At 75.5% G+C, this 19,128-nt stretch carries 19 protein-coding genes; 8 read left to right on the forward strand and 11 right to left on the reverse strand.

Annotated elements, in window-relative coordinates; genetic code table 11:
• Positions 1-44: 44 nt before the first annotated feature.
• The 3 genes from ACI79W_RS15295 to ACI79W_RS15305 are packed head-to-tail and all read right to left on the reverse strand — an operon-like array spanning position 45 to position 3,050.
• Positions 45-1,016, reverse strand: a complete 972-nt coding sequence (locus ACI79W_RS15295) for a zinc-binding dehydrogenase (protein WP_456562942.1) — start codon at positions 1,014-1,016, stop codon at positions 45-47.
• Positions 1,017-1,026: 10 nt separating this feature from the next.
• On the reverse strand, positions 1,027-1,863 hold the full coding sequence (locus ACI79W_RS15300; RefSeq protein ID WP_456562943.1) for a citryl-CoA lyase: 837 nt from the start codon (positions 1,861-1,863) through the stop codon (positions 1,027-1,029).
• A complete protein-coding gene (locus ACI79W_RS15305; RefSeq protein WP_456562944.1) occupies positions 1,860-3,050 on the reverse strand; it encodes a CaiB/BaiF CoA transferase family protein in 1,191 nt (396 codons plus the stop codon). The genes ACI79W_RS15300 and ACI79W_RS15305 overlap by 4 nt, the downstream gene beginning before the upstream one ends.
• Positions 3,051-3,282: 232 nt before the next feature.
• Between ACI79W_RS15305 and ACI79W_RS15310 the strand changes: the two genes are divergently transcribed.
• From ACI79W_RS15310 to pdxY, 3 genes are all read left to right on the forward strand, one after another.
• Positions 3,283-4,803 carry an amidohydrolase family protein gene (locus ACI79W_RS15310; RefSeq protein WP_456562945.1) on the forward strand — a complete coding sequence of 507 codons (1,521 nt, stop codon included), beginning with the start codon at positions 3,283-3,285 and terminating at the stop codon, positions 4,801-4,803.
• An 89-nt stretch (positions 4,804-4,892) separates the two neighbouring features.
• The gene (locus tag ACI79W_RS15315; protein ID WP_456562946.1) at positions 4,893-5,723 is read left to right on the forward strand and encodes an IclR family transcriptional regulator domain-containing protein; all 831 of its coding nucleotides are present in this window, start codon (positions 4,893-4,895) and stop codon (positions 5,721-5,723) included.
• Positions 5,724-5,865: 142 nt separating this feature from the next.
• Complete coding sequence (gene pdxY / locus ACI79W_RS15320) at positions 5,866-6,717, forward strand: pyridoxal kinase PdxY (RefSeq protein WP_456562947.1); 852 nt, start codon at positions 5,866-5,868, stop codon at positions 6,715-6,717.
• A 12-nt stretch (positions 6,718-6,729) separates the two neighbouring features.
• Here the strand turns inward: pdxY and ACI79W_RS15325 are convergent, their stop codons facing one another.
• The 3 genes from ACI79W_RS15325 to ACI79W_RS15335 form a co-directional block, all read right to left on the reverse strand.
• Positions 6,730-6,906, reverse strand: a complete 177-nt coding sequence (locus ACI79W_RS15325) for a hypothetical protein (protein WP_456562948.1) — start codon at positions 6,904-6,906, stop codon at positions 6,730-6,732.
• 68 nt (positions 6,907-6,974) lie between these two features.
• Positions 6,975-7,793, reverse strand: coding sequence for a hypothetical protein (locus ACI79W_RS15330; protein WP_456562949.1), 819 nt, complete (start codon positions 7,791-7,793; stop codon positions 6,975-6,977).
• Positions 7,794-7,976: 183 nt separating this feature from the next.
• A complete protein-coding gene (locus ACI79W_RS15335) occupies positions 7,977-9,401 on the reverse strand; it encodes an NADP-dependent succinic semialdehyde dehydrogenase (protein ID WP_456562950.1) in 1,425 nt (474 codons plus the stop codon).
• A 270-nt stretch (positions 9,402-9,671) separates the two neighbouring features.
• Between ACI79W_RS15335 and ACI79W_RS15340 the strand changes: the two genes are divergently transcribed.
• The 3 genes from ACI79W_RS15340 to ACI79W_RS15350 all read left to right on the forward strand — a co-directional run bounded on the left by ACI79W_RS15340 (position 9,672) and on the right by ACI79W_RS15350 (position 12,293).
• On the forward strand, positions 9,672-10,661 hold the full coding sequence (locus tag ACI79W_RS15340; RefSeq protein WP_456562951.1) for an anti-sigma factor RsbA family regulatory protein: 990 nt from the start codon (positions 9,672-9,674) through the stop codon (positions 10,659-10,661).
• A gap of 166 nt (positions 10,662-10,827) precedes the next feature.
• Positions 10,828-11,628: a CoA transferase subunit A gene (locus ACI79W_RS15345; protein ID WP_456562952.1), complete on the forward strand. Its 801-nt coding sequence runs from the start codon at positions 10,828-10,830 to the stop codon at positions 11,626-11,628.
• Positions 11,625-12,293 carry a CoA transferase subunit B gene (locus ACI79W_RS15350; RefSeq protein WP_456562953.1) on the forward strand — a complete coding sequence of 223 codons (669 nt, stop codon included), beginning with the start codon at positions 11,625-11,627 and terminating at the stop codon, positions 12,291-12,293. Before ACI79W_RS15345 ends, ACI79W_RS15350 begins: the two co-directional genes overlap by 4 nt.
• 82 nt (positions 12,294-12,375) lie before the next feature.
• Here the strand turns inward: ACI79W_RS15350 and pcaC are convergent, their stop codons facing one another.
• From pcaC to pcaH, 5 genes are read right to left on the reverse strand one after another with little or no spacing between them, the layout of a single operon-like run.
• Complete coding sequence (pcaC, locus tag ACI79W_RS15355) at positions 12,376-12,768, reverse strand: 4-carboxymuconolactone decarboxylase (protein WP_456562954.1); 393 nt, start codon at positions 12,766-12,768, stop codon at positions 12,376-12,378.
• A complete protein-coding gene (locus ACI79W_RS15360) occupies positions 12,765-13,544 on the reverse strand; it encodes an alpha/beta fold hydrolase (RefSeq protein WP_456562955.1) in 780 nt (259 codons plus the stop codon). The genes pcaC and ACI79W_RS15360 overlap by 4 nt, the downstream gene beginning before the upstream one ends.
• Positions 13,541-14,866: a 3-carboxy-cis,cis-muconate cycloisomerase gene (gene pcaB, locus ACI79W_RS15365; RefSeq protein ID WP_456562956.1), complete on the reverse strand. Its 1,326-nt coding sequence runs from the start codon at positions 14,864-14,866 to the stop codon at positions 13,541-13,543. Before pcaB ends, ACI79W_RS15360 begins: the two co-directional genes overlap by 4 nt.
• 37 nt (positions 14,867-14,903) lie before the next feature.
• Positions 14,904-15,572, reverse strand: coding sequence for a protocatechuate 3,4-dioxygenase subunit alpha (gene pcaG / locus ACI79W_RS15370; protein WP_456562957.1), 669 nt, complete (start codon positions 15,570-15,572; stop codon positions 14,904-14,906).
• Positions 15,572-16,318, reverse strand: coding sequence for a protocatechuate 3,4-dioxygenase subunit beta (gene pcaH / locus ACI79W_RS15375; RefSeq protein WP_456562958.1), 747 nt, complete (start codon positions 16,316-16,318; stop codon positions 15,572-15,574). The genes pcaG and pcaH overlap by 1 nt, the downstream gene beginning before the upstream one ends.
• 68 nt (positions 16,319-16,386) lie before the next feature.
• Here pcaH and ACI79W_RS15380 point away from each other — a divergent pair, with 68 nt between their 5' ends.
• Positions 16,387-17,163 (forward strand): IclR family transcriptional regulator, encoded by a 777-nt coding sequence (locus tag ACI79W_RS15380; protein WP_456562959.1) that lies wholly within the window; start codon positions 16,387-16,389, stop codon positions 17,161-17,163.
• A 164-nt stretch (positions 17,164-17,327) separates the two neighbouring features.
• On the forward strand, positions 17,328-19,094 hold the full coding sequence (locus ACI79W_RS15385; RefSeq protein WP_456562960.1) for a PIG-L family deacetylase: 1,767 nt from the start codon (positions 17,328-17,330) through the stop codon (positions 19,092-19,094).
• The last annotated feature ends 34 nt before the right edge of the window (positions 19,095-19,128 follow it).

Here is a 19,128-nt window from a genome sequence, read left to right on the forward strand (position 1 = left end):
CGCGCGCCTCATCCCCCCGCGGTTCCCGCGCGGGGCCTGCTCGTTCAGGGCGTCAGGACCAGCCGGACGCCGGGGTCGCCGGTCGCCTGCCGCCGCCACGCACCGGCGACGTCGGCGAGCAGCACCTGCTCGTGGGCGACGGCCAGCCGCCCGGCCGCCGCCTCGCGCGCGATGGCCCCGACCGCCTCGGCCCGCTGCGCCGGGGTCAGCGCGTTGTTCGTGTACCCGAGCACCGACGCCGCCTTCCCGCGCAGCACCGCGGAGGAGAACTCCGCGCTGTCCCCGGAGGCGCCGCCGAGGTTGACCAGCCGGCCCCCCGCGGAGAGCGCCCGGGCGGCGGCCGTGGCCGCTGCCCCGAAGACGGGGTCGACGACGAGGTCCAGCCGCCCGCCGGCCGCCTCGGCGAACCGCTCCGCGAGCGCGTCGACGCCGGCGTCCAGGGCCACCACCGCGTCGGCGCCGGCGGCCAGCGCGCGCTCGCGGGCCGCTGCGGAGCGGGCCGCCGCCACCACGCGCCCGGCCCCCATCAACCGCGCCGCGCCCACCGCCACCTGGCCGACCGCCCCGCCCGCGCCGAGCACGAGCACGTGCTCGCCCGGCCGCAGCCCGCCGCGCCAGGTCAGCGACATCCAGGCGGCGACGGCGGAGAGCCCGAGGGCGGCCAGCGCGGCGTCGGGGACGTCGGCGTCCACCGGGACGACGTCCTCGGCCGGCACCGCGCACCGCTCCGCGAGGCTGCCGTCGCCGGGGGCCATGCCGGCGGTCGTGCTGAACCAGACCCGCGTGCCGGGTGCCGCGCCGGGGCCGCTCTCGACCACGCCCACCCCCTGGACCCCGGGCACGTAGGGCACCGCGGGCCGGCCGAAGTAGGAGGTGCCCGACGCGCAGAGCAGGTCGAGCGGGACCAGCGGCGCGGCGGTCACCCGCACGACGGTGCGGTCGCTGCCGGACCCGGGGTCGGGGTGCTCGCGCAGCTCCGGGGTCTCCCCCGGGGTGTGCAGGACGGCGGCGCGCACGGTCGGCCCCTCAGCCCTGCGGCCCGGCGGGCGGCAGCGGCGCGGGGACGAAGGGGTCCGGCGGGACCGGCCGGTTGTGCAGGTCGACCGAGAGGAAGACGTCGTTGGCCACCGGGTGCCGCAGCTCCTCGGCGAGCTGGCCGATCAGCCCGGCGGTGCGGGCCAGCAGGGCGAAGCCGCGCAGCAGCTCCATCGGCAGCCCGAGGTCGGCCAGGGCCGCCCCGCAGACGCCGGCGCCGTTGAGCGGGAGCCGCTTGCCCAGCACCTGCTCGTGGGTGCGGCCGATGGCGGCGAACAGCTGCAGGTGCGGGCCGACCAGGTTCTCCTCGGCGGCGATCTCGAACAGCCGCGGGGTGCGCGGGTCGCCCTGCTTGTGCACGTGGTGGCCGAGCCCCGGGACGAACCGGCCGGCCGCCCGCTGCGCCGTCACGGTCTCCAGGGCGAGCGCGTCCCAGCCGGCGTCGTCGGTGGGGAGGCCGCCCTCCACCCGCGCGAGCACGTCGTGCAGGAAGCGGCCGCAGTCCTCGGTGACGCCGAGGAAGCGGGACCCGCCGCCGAGCAGACCCGCAGCCAGGGCGCCCTGGATCGAGTCCGGCGCCGAGAGGTAGGTGAGCCGGGTGACGATCGCGGTGGGGGTGAACCCGTGGTCGGCGAGCGCGGCCAGCACCGCCTCGAACACGCGGGTCTCCCCCGGCGTGGGCCGCCGCTGGGTGGCCAGCCAGAAGGCGAGCTCCCCGAAGCCCACGGTGCCCATGACGTCGCGGGCGAGGTCCGTGCCCAGGAGGGTGATCGACTCCAGGCTGGAGGCGCCGAGCGCCGTCGCGTACTGCGGGTGCTCGGCGGTCACCGGGTGCCCTCCTCGGGTGCACTCAGCCAGCGGCGGACCTCCGCGCCGTGCTCGTCGAGCCCCGGCGGCGGCAGCCGGTAGACCGGCGGCGTCTCGGAGAAGGTGATCGGGTGCCGGACGGTCGGCACCGCGGCCGCACCCTCGCCCACCTCGACGACGGGGTCCAGGCCGACCTCCTGGGCGAAGGCGACGCCCTGGTCGATCGTGTTGATCGGCCCGCACGGCACCCCGGCGCCGATGATGTCGCGGAACCACTCCTGCTTGCTGCGGGTGCGCAGCCGCTCGACCAGCAGCGGGCGCAGCTCGTCCCGGTTGGCGGTGCGGTCCTCGTTGCGGCTGAAGCGCGGGTCGTCGGCGAGCTCGGGCACGCCGAGCACCTCCACGAGCTTGCGGAACTGGCCGTTGTTCCCCGCGGTGACGATCAGGTCGCCGTCGGCGCAGGGCAGCGGCTCGTACGGGAAGAGGCTCGGGTGGCTGTTGCCCATGCGGAAGGGCACGACGCCGCCGGCGACGTAGGCGCTGGTCTGGTTGACCAGCCCCGACAGCGCCGAGGAGAGCAGGTTGACCTCGATGTGCTGGCCCCGCCCGGTGGCGTGCCGGTGGTTCAGCGCCGACAGCACCCCGATGGTGGCGTGCAGGCCGGCCATGACGTCGAAGAGCGCGACCCCACCCCGGTAGGGCGAGCCGTCGGGGTCGCCGGTGAGGCTCATGAACCCGGAGATGGCCTGCACGATGAGGTCGTAGCCCGGCAGCGACGCGCCCTCGGGTGCGCTGCCGAACCCGCTGATGGAGGCGTAGACGACGCCGGGGTTGGTGCGCGAAACGGCGTCGTAGTCCAGCCCGAACCGGGCGAGCCCGCCGGGCTTGAAGTTCTCCACGAAGACGTCGGCCCGCCGGGCCAGCTCCTGCGCGACCGCCTGGTCGGACGGGTCCTTGAGGTCGAGGGCGACCGAGCGCTTGTTGCGGTTGGCGCCCATGTAGTAGGTCGAGACGCCGTCGCGCACGGGCGGCTGCCAGGTGCGGGTGTCGTCGCCGTGCGGGCCCTCCACCTTGACCACCTCCGCGCCGAGGTCGGCGAGCAGCATGGTGGAGTAGGGCCCGGCCAGGATGCGGGAGAAGTCCGCCACCAGCAGGCCGGAGAGAGGGCCGGTCACCGGCCCCCCGGAGTCCTCGGCGTCAGCGCTCATCCGGATGCACCCTCCTCGTCGTCGGCTGTGACGGACGATCGTCCGCACGGTCGGCCCACGCAGTCTCCGACGCCCGGATGGACCTGTCAACCGCGAGTGGGACGCCCCCGCCGTCCGTCACCGCCCCCGTTGACAGCGCAGGTCGCACCCGTCATCGTGACCCAGATCGCACCAGGTGTCCGCTGCACGGACACTGGTCCGGCAACGTGACGACGATGTCCAGGAGGAGACGATGACCCACTCCGAGCCCGCACCGGCGGCCGGCCGTCCGGTGGTACTGCGCGGCGGGACCGTGCTGACCATGGACGAGGCCTGCACCGTCCTGCCCGAGGCGGACGTGCTGGTCGTGGACGACCGCATCGCCGCCGTGGGACCGGCGCTGGAGGTGCCCGAGGGGACGCAGGAGATCGACGCCCGGGGCGGCATCGTGATGCCCGGGATGATCGACACCCACCGGCACATGTGGCAGACGGCGATGCGCGGCTACGGCGCCGACTGGACGCTGACGCAGTACTTCGTCTGGTACTACCTCGAGCACGGGAAGAAGTTCCGCCCCGAGGACGTCGCGGCGGGCAACCGGCTCTCGGCCCTCGAGGCGCTCGAGGCCGGCGTCACCACCACCGTCGACTGGTCCCACGGGCTGCAATCGGTGGACCACGCCGAGGCCGCCGTCGAGGCGCTGCGCTCGGTACCGGGACGCTTCGTCCTGGCCTACGGCAACATCCAGGCCGCGCCGTGGGAGTGGACCGCCGACGCCGACGTCCGCGCCTTCCTCGAGCGGCACCGCGACGCCGCCGACGGCAAGCTGGGCCTGCAGCTGGCGTTCGACGTCACCGGCGACCCCGCCTTCCCCGAGAAGGCCGCGTTCGAGGTGGCCCGCGACCTGGGACTGCCGGTCACCACGCACGCCGGCGTCTGGGGTGCCACCAACGACGACGGCATCCGGCTGATGCACGAGCACGGCTTCATGACACCCGAGACGGTCTACGTGCACGCGGCCACCCTCACCCCCGACTCCTACCACCGCATCGCCGCCACCGGCGGGTCGATCTCGGTGTCGACGGAGTCCGAGCAGAGCGCCGGGCAGGGCTACCCGCCCACCTGGCAGGTGCGCTCGCACGGCATCCCGGTCTCGCTGTCGATGGACACCAGCGTCTGGTGGAGCGGCGACCTGTTCTCGGCCATGCGCACCACGCTGGGCGCCGACCGCTCCCGCGAGCACTTCGAGGCCCACCTCAAGGGGGAGACGGTCACCCACCTGCAGCTGCGCGCGCAGGACGTCGTCCAGTGGGCCACCCGCGGCGGGGCGCTGGCGCTCGGCCGCGACGACCTGGGCACCCTGCAGCCGGGCAGGAAGGCCGACGTCGTCCTCATCAAGAACGACGCCTCGCCGGTCTCCTTCCCGCTGCTCAACCCTTTCGGCCACGTCGCCTTCCAGGCGCAGCGCGGCGACGTGCACACGGTGCTGGTCGACGGCCGGGTCGTGAAGCACGCCCACCGCCTGGTCGACGTGGACCTGGCCGCCGTCCGCCGGGAGGTGGACGCCACCGTGGAGCACCTGCGCGGTGCGATGGGCGAGGACGCGTGGGCCGGCGGCATGTACCCCGACCTCCCCGACACCGAGGTGCTGGACAACCCGTACCAGTACACCGACTACAAGTCGCACGGCACCCACGCCGCCCGGGAGCAGGTGTTCGAGGAGCACCTGGCCACCGAGCGGGCTGCCGACGAGCAGTCGACCCGTCACCAGTAGGCCGACCCGCCCGGTGGTCCCGCACACTTCCAGCAGCGGGGTGCGCGGGACCACCGCTCCACCGCGGCACCGAGGAGAGGACGACGGACATGGCAGGGCGCGGCAGCGGGCCCGACTTCGTCGAGGCGCTGGCACGGGGCCTGGACGTCCTGGCCTGCTTCGACCGCGACCACCCGGCGATGACGCTGTCGGAGGTGGCGGCGGCGGCGGGGCTGGCGCGCCCCACGGCCCGCCGGCTGCTGCTCACCCTCGAAGAGCTCGGCTTCGTGCGGTCGTCGGCCGGCGCGTTCGCCCTCACCCCGAAGGTGCTCACCCTCGGCATGGCCTACGTCGGCGCCCTGGGGCTCTGGGACATCGCCCGCCCGCATCTGGAGGCGCTGGTCTCGTGCACCGGTGAGTCCTCGTCGATGGCCCAGCTCGACGGGTCCGACATCGTGTACGTCGCCCGGGTCGCGGTGCCCAAGCTCATCGCGCTGCGGGTCGACATCGGCACCCGCTTCCCGGCGGCCCGGACCTCGCAGGGCAAGGTCCTGCTGGCCGCCCTGCCGCCGGACGAGCTGGCCGCGGTCCTCGCCCAGCCCAGCCGCGCCGGGCTGCCGCCGATGATCGGCCGCTCCCCGGAGCAGCTGCGGGACGAGCTCACCGAGGTGCGCGCCCGCGGGTGGGCGCTGGCGGACGAGGAGCTCGCCCCGGGGGTGCGCTCGGTGGCGGCACCCGTCCGGGACCGCGACGGCGTCGTCCGCGCCGCCATGAACGTGACCGTGCACGCCGCGGAGACGTCCACCGAGCGGTTGGTCGGTGAGCACCTCCCGCGGCTGCTGCGCACCGCCGGTGACGTCAGCGCCGAGTGGGCGCTGTGGCAGTCCCGACCGCACGTGGAGCTCCGGCCGCCCGGGCGGACGGGTGACGCCACCGCCTGACCGCGGTCACGATCAGGCCCCCTGGTCATGGTGCGTCCTCCCCGCGGTGGGCGGTGAGGGAGGACGCTCCCCGGTGAGGGAGGACCGCCGCCGACCCGGTCAGCTCGTCGCCGCGGGGAAGGCGTGTGCCAGGGTGCCTGTCGTGACCGCCGTCCTCTCCGTCCAGTCGCACGTCACCTACGGCCACGTCGGGAACAGCTCCGCCGTCTTCCCGCTGCAGCGCCTCGGCATCGAGGTGTGGCCCGTGCACACCGTCCAGTTCTCCAACCACACCGGCTACGGCGAGTGGACCGGCCGCGTCTACGACGGCCAGTCGATCGAGGAGATCGTGCAGGGCGTGGCCGACCGCGGCGTCCTGGGCGCCTGCGACGCGGTGCTGTCGGGCTACCTCGGCTCGGCCGACATCGGGCACGCCGTCGTCGGCACGGTGGCGCGGGTGCGCGCGGCCAACCCGGACGCCGTCTACTGCTGCGACCCGGTCATCGGCGACGTCGGCCGCGGCGTGTTCGTGCGCCCCGGCATCGAGGAGTTCATGCGCGAGGTCGCCGTCCCGGCCGCCGACCTGGTGACGCCGAACCACTACGAGCTCGACCTGCTCTCGGGCACCACCACCCGCTCGCCGGCCTCGGTGAAGGACGCCGTCGCCGCGGTGCAGGCGCTGGGCCCGCGGGTGGTCCTCACCACCTCCCTGGTCGCCGAGGACACCCCCGAGGACGCCGTCGACCTGCTCGCCTCCGAAGGCGGCCGGCACTGGCGGGTGCGCACCCCGCGGCTGGGCGTGTCGGTCAACGGGGCCGGTGACGCGATCGCCGCGCTGTTCCTCGCCCACTGGCTGGAGACCCGTTCGGCCGCCGAGGCCCTGGGGCGCGCCGCGGCGTCGGTCTTCGGCCTGCTGCAGCGCACGGAGGACGCCGGGTCCCGCGAGATCCTGCTCGTCGCCGCGCAGGACGAGTTCGTCTCCCCGACCCGGACCTTCCCGGTCGAGGAGATCTGACCCGCCGGCGGCTCAGGTCTTGCTCTTGCCCTGGGCGCTGGAGTGCTCGTGCCGGTCGTCGCCGTGGGTGCGGTGCTCGATCTGCTTCGAGGCCCCGGTGGTGGCGCCGGCGGCGCTCGGTGCGACACCCTGCTTCTTCGCCTCGCGCACGGCTGCGCGCTGCGCGTCCTGGTCGTTGTTCTTCGCCATGCCGCCGTCGGTACCCCGGGTCCGGCGATGGCACGCCCGCCGGGCGACGACCGGACCCGCCCCGCCGGTCAGCGTCCCAGCGCCGCCGCGATCCGGGTGATCGTGGCCTCCTCCACGGGCAGGTGCGGCAGCACCGACGGCACCTCCTCGGGCTCCAGCCCGGTGTCGCCCAGCGCGGCCAGCAGCAGGTCGGCCTCCTCCGGCGGCACCGGCACCGTGCAGCCGGCCTCCTCCAGGGCGGCGCGGGCGAGGAAGAGGGCGCCGGCAAGCGTCTCGTCGGGCACCGGCTCAGGCTCGGCGACGACGGCGGACCGGGTGGCCGCCTCGGCGGCACGTACCAGCGAGAGCGGCAGCCCCTCGGCCTCCACCTCGATCAGCGGGACGTCGCGCAGCGCGGCCAGCACCAGGTGCTCGGCGTCGATGCGCAGCGGGGCGGCCCAGTCACCGGCCCGCACCACGCCCTCCACGTCGCCGGGGTCCTCGCCCAGGTCGTCGGCGAGCTCGACCCAGGCGGCCCCGCGGGTCTCCCGGGCGCGCTCCCCCGCCAGCCGGCAGGTCTCGCCGACGAACGGCACCAGCACCTCGTCGTCGAACCGCTCGGCGACCAGCCGGCCGTCGGGGCCGATCATGTCCAGGGCGTCCTGGAAGCTGCCCGGCGCGGCGTCGCCGAGGTCGACGCGCCCGTCCTCCTCGCTCCCCAGCCGCTGACCGGTGGCCGCCCGCTCCCCCACCGTGAGCCCGCTGGGCGCGATCCGGCCGGAGCGGCGCCGGTAGTGCGGGCGGTCGGAGAGTCCGACGGCCCACGCGCAGCTCTCGGCGATCAGCGCCGCCCCGCGCTCGCGCAGCACCTCACGGGTCAGCAGGCTCATCCAGTCGACGTCGAACACGCCTCCACTGTCCCAGCGCGGAGCCCGGAGGGTCAGGCGGGAGGATCGGTGAGCGGCAGAGGCACCCGGAACCGGGTGTCCCCGGGCGACGACGTCACCCGCAGGTCCCCCCGTGCCGCGCTGACGGGAGGGCCCGCGCGCCCGGCGCGCGGGCCCCCGGTGGGTGGCCGGTCCAGCACCTCGCTACTCCGCGGCGGAGCCTGCGGTGCTTCGCTCGGCCTGCTCGCTGCCCGGCCCGCCGATCCAGACGGTCTTGGCGTTCATGAACTCCCGCATGCCGAGCTCGGTCAGCTCGCGGCCGTAGCCGCTCTGCTTGACCCCGCCGAACGGCAGCTCCGGGTAGCTCGTGGTCATGCCGTTGACGAAGGCCATGCCCGAGGCGATGTCGCGGATGAACAGCGCCCGCTCGTCGGCGTCCTCGCTCCAGAGGTTCGAACCCAGACCGTAGGGGTGGCTGTTGGCGATCTCGATGGCCTCCTCCAGCGAGTCCACCGTCCACAGCGCCGCGACGGGGCCGAAGACCTCCTCGAGGTAGAGGTCCATCTCCGGGGTGATGCCGGTCAGGAGGGTCGGCTCGTAGAACCACCCCGGCCGGTCCACCCGCTTGCCGCCCACGAGGACCTGGGCGCCCTTGGCGACGGCGTCGTCGACGTACCTCTCGACGTCGTCCCGGCCGGACTCGGTGGCCAGCGGCCCGACCTGGGTGGCCTCGTCCATCGGGTCGCCCACGGTCAGCGCGCCGATCTTCTCGGCGAACAGGCGGGTGAACTCCTCGGCGACGTCGCGGTGCACGAAGAACCGCTTCGCGGCGATGCAGCTCTGCCCGTTGTTCTGGTTGCGGGCGGTGACCGCCACCTCGGCCGCCCGGTCCAGGTGCGCCGAGGGCATGACGATGAACGGGTCGCTGCCGCCCAGCTCCAGGACGGTCGGCTTGAGCGCGTCGCCGGCGATGGAGGCCACCGACTGGCCGGCGGGCGCGCTGCCGGTCAGGGTCGCGGCCGCGACCCGGTCGTCCCGCAGCACCTTCTCGATGGTGGCCGAACCGATGAGCAGCGTCTGGAAGACGTCCTCGGGGAAACCCGCCTTGCGGAACAGCTCCTCCAGGTACAGCGCCGTCTGCGGCACGTTGCTGGCGTGCTTGAGCAGGCCGACGTTGCCGGCCATGAGCGCCGGGGCGGCGAACCGCATCGCCTGCCACAGCGGGAAGTTCCACGGCATGATCGCCAGGACGACGCCCAGCGGCTGGTGCACCACGTAGGCCTGCTCGGCACCCACCGCGGCGGCGTCCTTCGGCTCGGGCTCCAGCAGCGCCGGGCCGTGCTCGGCGTACCAGCGCAGGGCCTTGGCGCACTTGCCGACCTCCGCCTTGGCCGAGGCGAGGGTCTTGCCCATCTCGGTCGTCATCAGCTCGGCGACGGCGTCGGTGTCGGTGTCCAGGACGTCCGCCGCCGCCGTCAGCCACCCGGCCCGCTGCTCCGGCGTGGTCAGCCGGTAGCGCGCGGACGCCTGCGCCGCGCGGGCGATCCTCTCCTCGAGGGCCTCGTCGGTGAGCGGCTCGTAGGTCTTGAGCGTCTCGCCGGTGGCCGGGTTGATCGTGGCGATGGCCATGGTGTTCTCCCTCCGGGTTCCGTCCGTGACCTGCCCCTCGGCGCCCGGTCGAAACGGGGGACGCCCGCGGCGCAGGGTGGCAGCCCGCGCCGACGGCGGCTACCTTCGACGCGGCCGCGCCGGGCACCGGCACCACCGGCGACCTCGCGGGCCACGCGCGCACGACGACGACGGAGGGGCGCGCGCCGGGGTGCAGGCCGACCGCCGCGACCCGCTGGCCTACCGTGGGACACGGATTCCGGACGACGGCGTGACGATTCAGGGGCACAGGTGAGCTGGACGGCAGCAGGCGGGGAGGGCCACCCCGAGCGCGGCGGGTTCCCCCACGACGCGCTGCTCCACGACTCCCTCGACCACCTGGTCGCCACCGCGGCGCCCTTCCTCCGGGCGGGTCTGGACGCGGGCGAGGCCGCGGTCGTCGCCGCGTCGGCGCCCACCGCGACCGCGCTGCGCGAGGCCCTCGGGGACGACCCCCGGCTCGTCCTTGTCGACCGCCACGACGCCTACCGGCCGCGCACCCCCGCGGCGATCACCGCGTTCCGCAAGCTCGCCGAGGAGCAGCGCGCCGCCGGCGCTCCCCGGGTCCGCGTCCTCGGGGAGGTCGACCACGGGCCCACCGAGCGCCACTGGCTGGAGTGGGAGCGCTACGAGTCGGTCATCAACCAGGCGCTGCGCGGCTGGGACCTCTGGGGCGTCTGCGCGTTCGACACCCAGCGCCTGCCGGAGCCGGTGCTCACCTCCGCCTGCCGCACCCACCCGCACCTGGTGACCCCGCAGGGCCGCACCCCCAACGCCGGCTTCGCACGGCCGGCCGCCTACCTGCGCTCCCTGCCGCTGCCCGACGAACCGCTGGAGGCCACGCCCCCGCGCTTCGCGGCCGACGCGGTCGCCGACTTCGTCGGCCTCCGGCACGCGGTCGCCGCAGAGCTCGCCGGGCTGACCGCCCCCGCCGACGTCGTCGAGGACTTCCTCCTCGCCGTCGACGAGATGACCTCCAACGCCGTCCGCCACGGCGTGCCGCCGGTCTGCCTGCGTCTCTGGACCGCACCGGACCGAATCGTCTGCACCATCACCGACGGCGGCCCCGGCTGGGACGACCCGTTCGCCGGGTACGGCCCGGCGCACGGGGACGACCTGTCCCGCGGCGGCATGGGCCTGTGGCTGGCCCGGCAGCTCTGCGACCACGTCGACATCTCCGGTGGGGCGCACCACCCCGGAGACGGTGGCGTCCGCGTCCGGCTGACCACGCTGCTGCGCTGAGCCCTCCCGCGGCCGGTGGTTCCCACCCAGTGGGGAGGCCGCGCGCGCCGTGCGCCCGCCGGCCGCGATACTGGGGCCCGCAGCGGCGACGATGGGAGCAGCGTGGTGGATCGGGCGCGTTCGGACCACGGCCGGGGAACCGGTCCCGCAGAGCGGGAGGGCTGACGTGGACAAGGTCGTCCGTTCCGCCGAGGAGGCGGTCGCCGACATCGGCCAGGGCGCGACCCTGGCGGTCGGGGGCTTCGGGCTCTGCGGGGTGCCGTACGCGCTGATCGACGCGCTGCTCGCCCAGGGCGCCGACCGGCTGACCACCATCTCGAACAACTGCGGGGTCGACGACCAGGCCCTCGGCGTCCTGCTCTACGCGGGGCGGATCCGCAAGACGATCAGCTCCTTCGTCGGCGGCAACAAGGAGCTCGCCCGGCTGTACCTGTCCGGGGAGCTGGAGGTCGAGCTGACCCCTCAGGGCACGCTGGCCGAGCGGCTGCGCGCGGGCGGCAGCGGCATCCCCGCGTTCTACACCCCGACCGGTGTCGGCACGCTGGTCGCCGAGGGTGGCATCCCGATCCGCTACGACGCCGACGGGAATGTCGTCGAGGTCAGCCGCCCCAAGGAGGTGCGCGAGTTCGACGGCCGGCAGTACGTGCTGGAGACGGCGCTGACCGCCGACTTCGCGCTGGTGCACGCCGCGGTGGGTGACCGGCACGGCAACCTGGTGTTCCACGAGTCGGCGCGCAACTTCAACCCGCTGGCCGGGATGGCCGGGCGGATCACGGTCGCCGAGGTGGAGCAGCTCGTCGAGTCCGGCGAGATCACCCCCGAGGACGTCCACCTCCCCGGGGTGTTCGTCGACCGCGTCGTCGTCGTCGGCGGCGACCGCAAGCCGATCGAGAAGCGGACCACCCGCCCGCGCACCGACCACTCCCAGACCCCGGCCGCCGCCGGCGAGGAGGCCACCCCCGCATGAGCCTGACCCGTGAGCAGCTCGCCGCCCGGGTGGCGCTGGAGCTCCAGGACGGCCAGTACGTCAACCTCGGCATCGGCATGCCCACCCTGGTGCCCAACTACGTGCCCGAGGGGGTGCACGTCGTCCTCCACTCGGAGAACGGCGTCCTGGGCGTCGGCCCCTACCCCTTCGCGGGCGAGGAGGACCCCGACCTGATCAACGCCGGCAAGGAGACCGTCACCCTGCTGCCCGGTGCGAGCTTCTTCGACTCGGCGCTCTCCTTCGGGATGATCCGCGGCCAGCACCTCGACGTCGCCGTCCTGGGCGCCATGCAGGTCAACGCCCGCGGCGACCTGGCCAACTGGCTCATCCCCGGGAAGATGGTCAACGGCATGGGCGGGGCGATGGACCTGGTCCACGGCGCCCGGCGGGTGATCATCATGATGGAGCACGTCGCCCGCGACGGGTCCCCGAAGATCGTGCAGGAGTGCACCCTGCCGCTGACCGGCAAGGCCTGCGTCGACCAGATCATCACCGACCTCGCCGTCATCGAGGTCACCGGCGACGGGCTGGTGCTGCGCGAGACCGCCCCCGGCGTGACCGCCGACGAGGTGGTCGCCGCGACCGGCGCGCCACTCACCGTCGCCGACGACGTCCGCGAGATGCCGCTGCCCGCAGGCGTCTGACGCCGGGCGCCGCCCTCCTGCGCCGGCTGGCGGCCGGTGGTCGGCTCCGGGCCGCGGGGACGACCACCGGCCCGACGGTGGTTCAGGCCGGGTCGCCGCGGAGCTCGTCCAGGATCGGGCCGGCGACCTTGAACGCGTGGTTGGCGGCGGGCACACCCGCGTAGACGGCGGCGTGCTGGATCACCGCCCCGATCTCCTCGTCGGTGAGCCCGTTGTTCACCGCAGCGCGCACGTGCAGGGCGAACTCCTCCCAGTGCCGCAGCGCGATCGTGATCGACAGGGTCATCAGGCTGCGGTCGCGCCGGGAGAGCTCCGGCCGCTGCCACACGTCCCCCCACGCCACCCGGGTGATGAAGTCCTGGAACCCGGCGGTGAACGGCGTGGTGCCGGCGACCGCGCGGTCCACGTGCGCCTCGCCCAGCACCTCGCGGCGGGTGCGCATGCCGGCCTCGCGGCGTTCGTCGTCCGTGGTCATGCGTGGCCTCCCGCGGCATCGAAGTGGGCGAGCAGCGCGCCGGTGACCTCCAGCGGGCGCTCGAGGTTCCCCAGGTGGGCGGCCGGGCGGAGGGTCAGCAGCTCTGCCCCGCCGATGCCCGCGGCGATCGCCTCCTGGTGCGGGGGCGGGAGGGCCGGATCGTCCGCGCCGGAGACCACGAGGGTGGGTGCGGTGATCCGCCCGAGGTCCTCGCGCAGGTCCGTGCCGCCCACCACCTCGCAGCAGGCGGCGTACCCCTCGTCGTCGGCGCCGGCGACCATCGCCTCGAGCCGGGCCACCAGGTCGGGGTGCTCCGCGGCGAACCCCGGCGTCAGCCAGCGGGACACCACCGTCGGGGCGAAGCCGGCCGTGCCCTCGGCGCGGGCCTGCGCGGCGCGGTCGAGGAAGCCCTGCGGGTCGGTCTTCGCGGAGCTGAACAGCACCGCGAGCCCGGCCACCCGCGCGGGGTCCCGGGCCGCCATGCGCATGCCCACCATCCCGCCGAGGGAGACCCCGGCGACGTGCGCCCGCTCGGCCCCGAGCGCGTCCATCACCGCGAGGACGTCGTCGACCAGGTCGTCCAGCCCGTAGGGGCCCGCGGGTGCCGGCGACTCCCCGTGCCCGCGGCCGTCGTAGGTGACCACCCGGAACCGCTCGGCCAGCGGGGCCACCTGCGGGTCCCACATGGCCCGGGTGGCGCCGAGTGAGTTGGAGAGGACGACCAGTGGTGCGTCCGCAGGGCCGGCGACCGTGTACGAGACAGGGACGGCGCTCATCGGGTTCCTTCCGCCAGGTGGGTGTGCTCGGCGAGGACGGCGTCGACCTGCGCGCCCGCTTCGCCGACGTCCGGCCGTGCACCGAGCAGGTCGCCGAGGTCGACGTCGTCGCGGCCGGCCACCACGTCGGAGAGCGGGCGCCCGGTGGCGGCGGCCTCCCGGACGGCGGCCGCGGCCTCGTCGTGCGCCGCGTCCCGCCCGAGCAGCGGGGTCAGCGCGTCGGCGAGCGCGCCCGCCAGCTCGGGGTCGCGGGCGGCCGCCACCGTGGCGGCCATGCGGGCCGGGTCGGCGCGCAGCCCCTCGAGGCTCTCGACCAGCCAGGCCGCCGACGAGCCGACGGTCGCGAGCAGGTCGGTCAGCGTGGGCCACTCGCTGTGCCAGGCGCCGGCGGCCCGCTCGTGCTCCTGCTCCATGGCGCCGAGCAGGGTGGCCACCAGGCCGGGTGCGCGCCTGGCGCAGGCACGCGCGGAGATCGCGGCGACCGGGTTCCGCTTGTGCGGCATGGCCGAAGAGCCGCCCCGCCCGGCGCCGGTCTCGGCCACCTCCGCCACCTCGGTCTGCGCGAGCAGCACGATGTCGACGGCGACGGTCGCCAGCACCCCCGCGGTCGCGCCGAGCGCACCGGCCAGGTCCGCGACCGGGAGCCGCACGGTGTGCCACGGGGCAGCGGTGGCGACCAGCCCGAGCTCGGCGGCGAGCGCGGCCCGCAGCGCGGTGCCGGCGCCGTCGACCGCGGCCAGCGTGCCGACGGCACCGCCGTACTGCACCGGCAGCGACGCCACCACCTCGGCGAGCCGCAACCGGGCGCCATCGAGCCCGCTGACCCAGCCGGCGGCCTTCAGCCCGAAGGTGGTGGGCAGCGCCTGCTGCATCAGCGTGCGCCCCATGACGGGGTCGTCGCGGTGGTCCCGGGCCAGCCGGGCGGCGGCGTCGGCGGCGAGCGCGAGGTCGCGGTCGATCGCGCCGACCGCCCGGCGGGCCAGCAGCACCAGCGCGGTGTCGACGACGTCCTGGCTGGTGGCGCCGACGTGCACGGCGACGGCGTCCCGCTCCCCCACCGCCGCCCGCAGCACCCGCACCAGCGGCGGCACCGGGTTGCCCGCGTCGGCGGCGTGCGCCACCACGGAGGCCAGGTCGAGCGCCGCGGGCTCGGCGCAGGCGCGGGTGACGGCGTCCGCCGCCGTGCTGGGCACCAGACCGGTCGCGGCGGCGGCACGGGCGAGGGCTGCCTCGACGTCGAGCAGCGCGTCGAACCAGGCCGGGTCGGAGACGGCGGTCGCAGCGCCGCCGCGGGCGAAGGTCGCGCTGAAGAGACCGGTCACGTCCCGTTCCTACCGCCTCGGCCGCTCGCGGGCGGGGTCATACGGCGAAGAACACCGTCTCGCGCTCGCCCTGCAGGTGGACGTCGAACCGGTAGCCGTCCGCGGTCGGGGTGGCCAGCAGCGTCCGCCGGGCTGCGTCATCGGGCAACGACGCCAGCACGGCGTCCTCGGCGTTGGCCGCGGCCTCGTCGGCGAAGTAGATGCGGGTGACGACGCGGTCGAGGATGCCGCGGGCGAACACCGAGACGTCGATGTGCGGGGCCTGCAGCCCGCCCTCGCCGTCGGGCACCCGGCCGGGCTTGAGGGTGTGGACGGCGAACTCCCCGGGCGGGTCGGCCGTGTGCGACCGGGCGAACCCGCGGAAGCCCGGGTAGGCGGCCGCGCCGCGCGGGTCCTCCGGCGAGGGGAAGCCGCCGTCGGGGTCGGCCTGCCAGGTCTCGACCATCGCGTCGGCCACCAGGTCGCCGGCGCCGTCGAGGACCCGGCCGCGGATCCAGAAGGCGCCCGCGGTCCCCTCCTCGGCGGCCCAGGCGCCGTCGGGCCAGGTCATGCCGATGGCCAGGTAGGGGCCGACGGTGGCGCTCGGCGTGGTGCCCAGCCGGAACGGCCCGTCGAGGTAGCCGCTGCCGCGCCGGCCGGTGCGCGGCTGGGAGGGTCCGGTGACCTCGGGGACGACGAGCAGCGGGTTCACGGACGGCTCGGCCATCACGCGACATCCCCGTCGTCGTCGGTCTCGAACGGCGTCTGCTCGGCCCCGCGGAGCACGATGTCCCACTCGAAGGCCAGGGCCCAGTTGTCCTGCGACCTCTCCAGCGAGAAGCGGCTGACCGCCCGGTGCCGAGCGGCCGCCGGCATGGCGTTGAAGATGGGGTCCTGGCCGAACAGCGGGTCGTCCGGGAAGTACATCTGGGTGACCAGCCGCTGGGTGAAGGCCCGACCGAACAGGCTGAAGTGGATGTGCGCCGGCCGCCAGGCGTTGTGGTGGTTGCCCCACGGGTAGGCGCCGGGCTTGACCGTCAGGAACTCGTAGCGGCCGAGGCGGTCGGTGACCACCCGGCCCAGGCCGTCGAAGTGCGGGTCCAGCGGCGCGGGCCAGTTGTCGCCGAGGTGCCGGTAGCGGCCGGCCGCGTTGGCCTGCCACACCTCGACCAGCGCCCCGGGCACCGGCCGGCCGTCGCTGTCGAGCACGCGCCCGTGCACCAGGATCCGCTGCCCGACGGCCTCTCCCCCGTTGCGCAGGGTCAGGTCGGCGTCCTGCGGCAGGACCCGGTCCTCACCCAGCACCGGCCCGGTGACCTCGGTGAGCCGGTGCGGCAGGTCCACCGGTGTCCGCAGGGGCGCGCGCAGGGCGGTGCTGCGGTAGTCGGGGAAGCCCACGGGGGTGCGCAGGGCGGCGTCCTCGCGGTGGTACCGCGGTAGGTGCAGGCCGCCGGCGGATGTGGTCCCGGTCATGGCGGGACGGTACGACCGCCCGGCTAGGCTCCCAAGCTCGACTTTCCACTGGACGGGAGAGGGGCAGCATGGCCGGTCGCAGCGCCAGCCCGGGGAGGTCGGTCACCTCCCGGGCGCTGGGCATCCTCGACGCCTTCGACAGCAGCGCCCCGCGGCTGTCCCTCTCCGAGATCGCCGAGCGGTCCGGCACGCCGCTGACCACCGCCCACCGGCTGCTCGCCGAGCTCACCGGCTGGGGGGCGCTGATCCGCCGCCCCGACGGCCGCTACGAGATCGGCCGCAAGCTCTGGGACCTCGGCCTGCTGGCCCCCGTGCAGCTCGGGCTGCGGCAGGTCGCCGCGCCCTTCCTGCTCGACCTGCACACCACCACCCGCGACACCGTGCACCTGGCCGTGCGCGAGGGGCTCAGCGCGCTCTACGTCGACCGGGTCTCGGGCCGGGAGTCGGTGCCGGTGGTCAGCCAGGTCGGCAGCCGGCTTCCGCTGCACGCCACCGGCGTCGGCAAGGTGCTGCTCGCCGCGGCTCCCGACGACGTCGTCGACCAGGTGCTGGCGGCGCTCGACCCCGTCACCCGCTACACCTGCACCGACGCCACGCTGCTCGCGCGCGAGCTCACCGAGATCCGCCGCCGGCGCTACGCCCGCACCAACCAGGAGATGTCCCTGGGCGCCGCGTCCCTCGCCGTGCCCGTGCAGGTGGAGCGGGCGAACGGCCCGCTGGCCGTCGCCGCGCTGGGGATCGTCGTACCGCCCCACCGCCGTGACGTGGCCCGCCTGGTGCCGGTGCTGGAGATGGCGGCCCGGGGCATCGGCCGGGAGCTGGCCCGCTCGCGGGAGTTCCACTGACCTGCCGCGGGTGAGCCGAGGCCGTCGTCCCGCTTCCCTCCCCCGGAGCGCACTGGGACGATGCTCCCGCTGCCGGCGAAATGCCGGCGCCACGCGTCGAGCGCGGCCCCGGGGAACGCCGTGCCCCGGGACCGCACCGGGCCCCCGATCGGAGGTCGAGGCCGGTGACCGCCTCCGTGCTCGCGGTCGTCGCCCACCCCGACGACGACCTGCTCTTCCTGAACCCCGATCTCGACGCGGGCATCCATGCCGGTGTGCCGACCACCGTCGTCTACGTCAGCGCCGGAGACGCGCTGCTGCCCCTCGCGGAGGGCTCCGCCCGCGCCCGCGACCGGCGCCGCGGCATCCAGGACGCCTACCGCATCTCCGGCGACGTGGCGGACCTGACCCTCCAGGACGAGTGGGACGGCGAGGTGGTCGAGATCGGTGGCCACCGGGTGGAGGAGTTCCGGTTGCGCGACCGGCCCGGGGTGCGGGTGGCCTTCATGGGGCTGCCCGACGGCCACCTGCCCCGGCTCCTCACCGGCGCCACCCTGGAGACCGTGCCCGCTCGCGGCGGGCTGGTCGAGCAGGCGCAGCCGTACGACGTGGACGGCGCCGTGGCGGCGCTCCAGGGGCTCATGGCGCGCTACCGGCCGACGGTGCTGCACGTGACGGAGCGGTTCGCCGACCACCGGTACGACGTCCCCCAGTCGCACCCCGACCACCGGGCGGCGACGGCCCTCGCCCTCGAGGCGGCACGCCGGTACCGGGCCGCGCACGGGACCTGGATGCCGTACGTCCTCGAGCACCGCGACTACGGGGTCGGCCAGCACCCGGTCAACCTCGACAGCGCGACCCGTGCCCGCAAGCGGTCGCTGTTCGCGATGGCGTACCAGCCGTGGGACCCGGCCGCGGCGGACGTCTTCGGCGCCACCGACCGCGCCTACCACCGCTGGACGCAGGGCACCCGGTGGTCGGCGACCGACGGCGCGGGCGCGGTGCGGCTCTTCGCCGTGCGCGACGGCCGGGTCGTCTCCTGGACCGGTCCCGGCACGTGGGTGGGCCCGGTCGACCTCGGTCCCGACGACCCGGCCGCCCGGGTGACGACCGTCGTCGCGGCGACCGGACGCGACGGGAGCATCCACCTCGCCGCCCGCACCGACGACGGCCGTGCGCTGGTCCGCCCGCTCACCGGGGCCACGTGGACGGACCTGGGCACGCCGAACCCCGGGGACGGCGCCCGGTACGTCGGGAGCCCCGCACTCGTCGCGGAGGCCGACGGCGGGCTGCGGGTCGTCGTCGTGAACGCCGGCGGCGGTCTGTCCACCCGCCGGCAGGAGCCCGGGGGCGGCTGGCACGCGTGGTCCGACCTCGGGGGCACCGATCTGCAGGACCCGTGCGACGCCCTGCTGGACGCGTCCGGCCGCGTCCAGGTCGTCGCCGCCTCCCGGACCGGGCTGGTCCTGTGGCGGCAGGCCGTGCCGGGCGGGGAGTTCCTGCCCGGCCCGGTGCCCAGCCTGGCCCCGGCCAGCGCCGCCACCTTCGCCGTCAACGCCGACGGGCGGCCGGAGGTGCACTACCGGCAGGCGGGGACCGCGGACGTCGCGACGAGCTGGCAGGACCGGGACTTCGCGTGGCGGTCGGCGACCGCGCTGGGCGGGCACGGCGGCACGGGGCCCGCGGCGAACGCGACCGCGGACGGGCGGATCTCCTGCGTCGCCCGGAACGCCGGCGGGGGCGTCTCGGTGTCCGAGCAGGTCGCGCCCGACAGCCACTACGGCCCGTGGGCCGATCTGGGCGGCTTCGTCACCGACCAGCCGACGGCCGCCGCCACGCCGGACGGCCGCCTGGTCGTGGCGGTGGTCGACGCGGCCGGCGCGCTGGTGCACCGCACCCGGTCCGCCGGCGGGGAGTGGGGGCCCTGGCGGACGGTCGGCGAGATCGTCTGACGCAACCGCCCTCCCCCGCCCGGGCCTCCGCTGG

The sequence above is a fragment of the Blastococcus sp. SYSU DS0533 genome (genome assembly GCF_054050775.1).

What these genes read in the sequence shown, in the direction of transcription:
- ACI79W_RS15335 (WP_456562950.1), bottom strand. Translation starts at nt 9,401, where the DNA reads ATGGCCATCGCCACGATCAACCCGGCCACCGGCGAGACGCTCAAGACC.
- ACI79W_RS15310 (WP_456562945.1), top strand. Translation starts at nt 3,283, where the DNA reads ATGACCCACTCCGAGCCCGCACCGGCGGCCGGCCGTCCGGTGGTACTG.
- ACI79W_RS15325 (WP_456562948.1), bottom strand. Translation starts at nt 6,906, where the DNA reads ATGGCGAAGAACAACGACCAGGACGCGCAGCGCGCAGCCGTGCGCGAG.
- pcaG (WP_456562957.1), bottom strand. Translation starts at nt 15,572, where the DNA reads ATGGCCGAGCCGTCCGTGAACCCGCTGCTCGTCGTCCCCGAGGTCACC.
- ACI79W_RS15360 (WP_456562955.1), bottom strand. Translation starts at nt 13,544, where the DNA reads ATGAGCGCCGTCCCTGTCTCGTACACGGTCGCCGGCCCTGCGGACGCA.
- ACI79W_RS15305 (WP_456562944.1), bottom strand. Translation starts at nt 3,050, where the DNA reads ATGAGCGCTGACGCCGAGGACTCCGGGGGGCCGGTGACCGGCCCTCTC.
- pcaH (WP_456562958.1), bottom strand. Translation starts at nt 16,318, where the DNA reads ATGACCGGGACCACATCCGCCGGCGGCCTGCACCTACCGCGGTACCAC.
- pcaC (WP_456562954.1), bottom strand. Translation starts at nt 12,768, where the DNA reads ATGACCACGGACGACGAACGCCGCGAGGCCGGCATGCGCACCCGCCGC.
- ACI79W_RS15315 (WP_456562946.1), top strand. Translation starts at nt 4,893, where the DNA reads ATGGCAGGGCGCGGCAGCGGGCCCGACTTCGTCGAGGCGCTGGCACGG.
- ACI79W_RS15350 (WP_456562953.1), top strand. Translation starts at nt 11,625, where the DNA reads ATGAGCCTGACCCGTGAGCAGCTCGCCGCCCGGGTGGCGCTGGAGCTC.
- ACI79W_RS15380 (WP_456562959.1), top strand. Translation starts at nt 16,387, where the DNA reads ATGGCCGGTCGCAGCGCCAGCCCGGGGAGGTCGGTCACCTCCCGGGCG.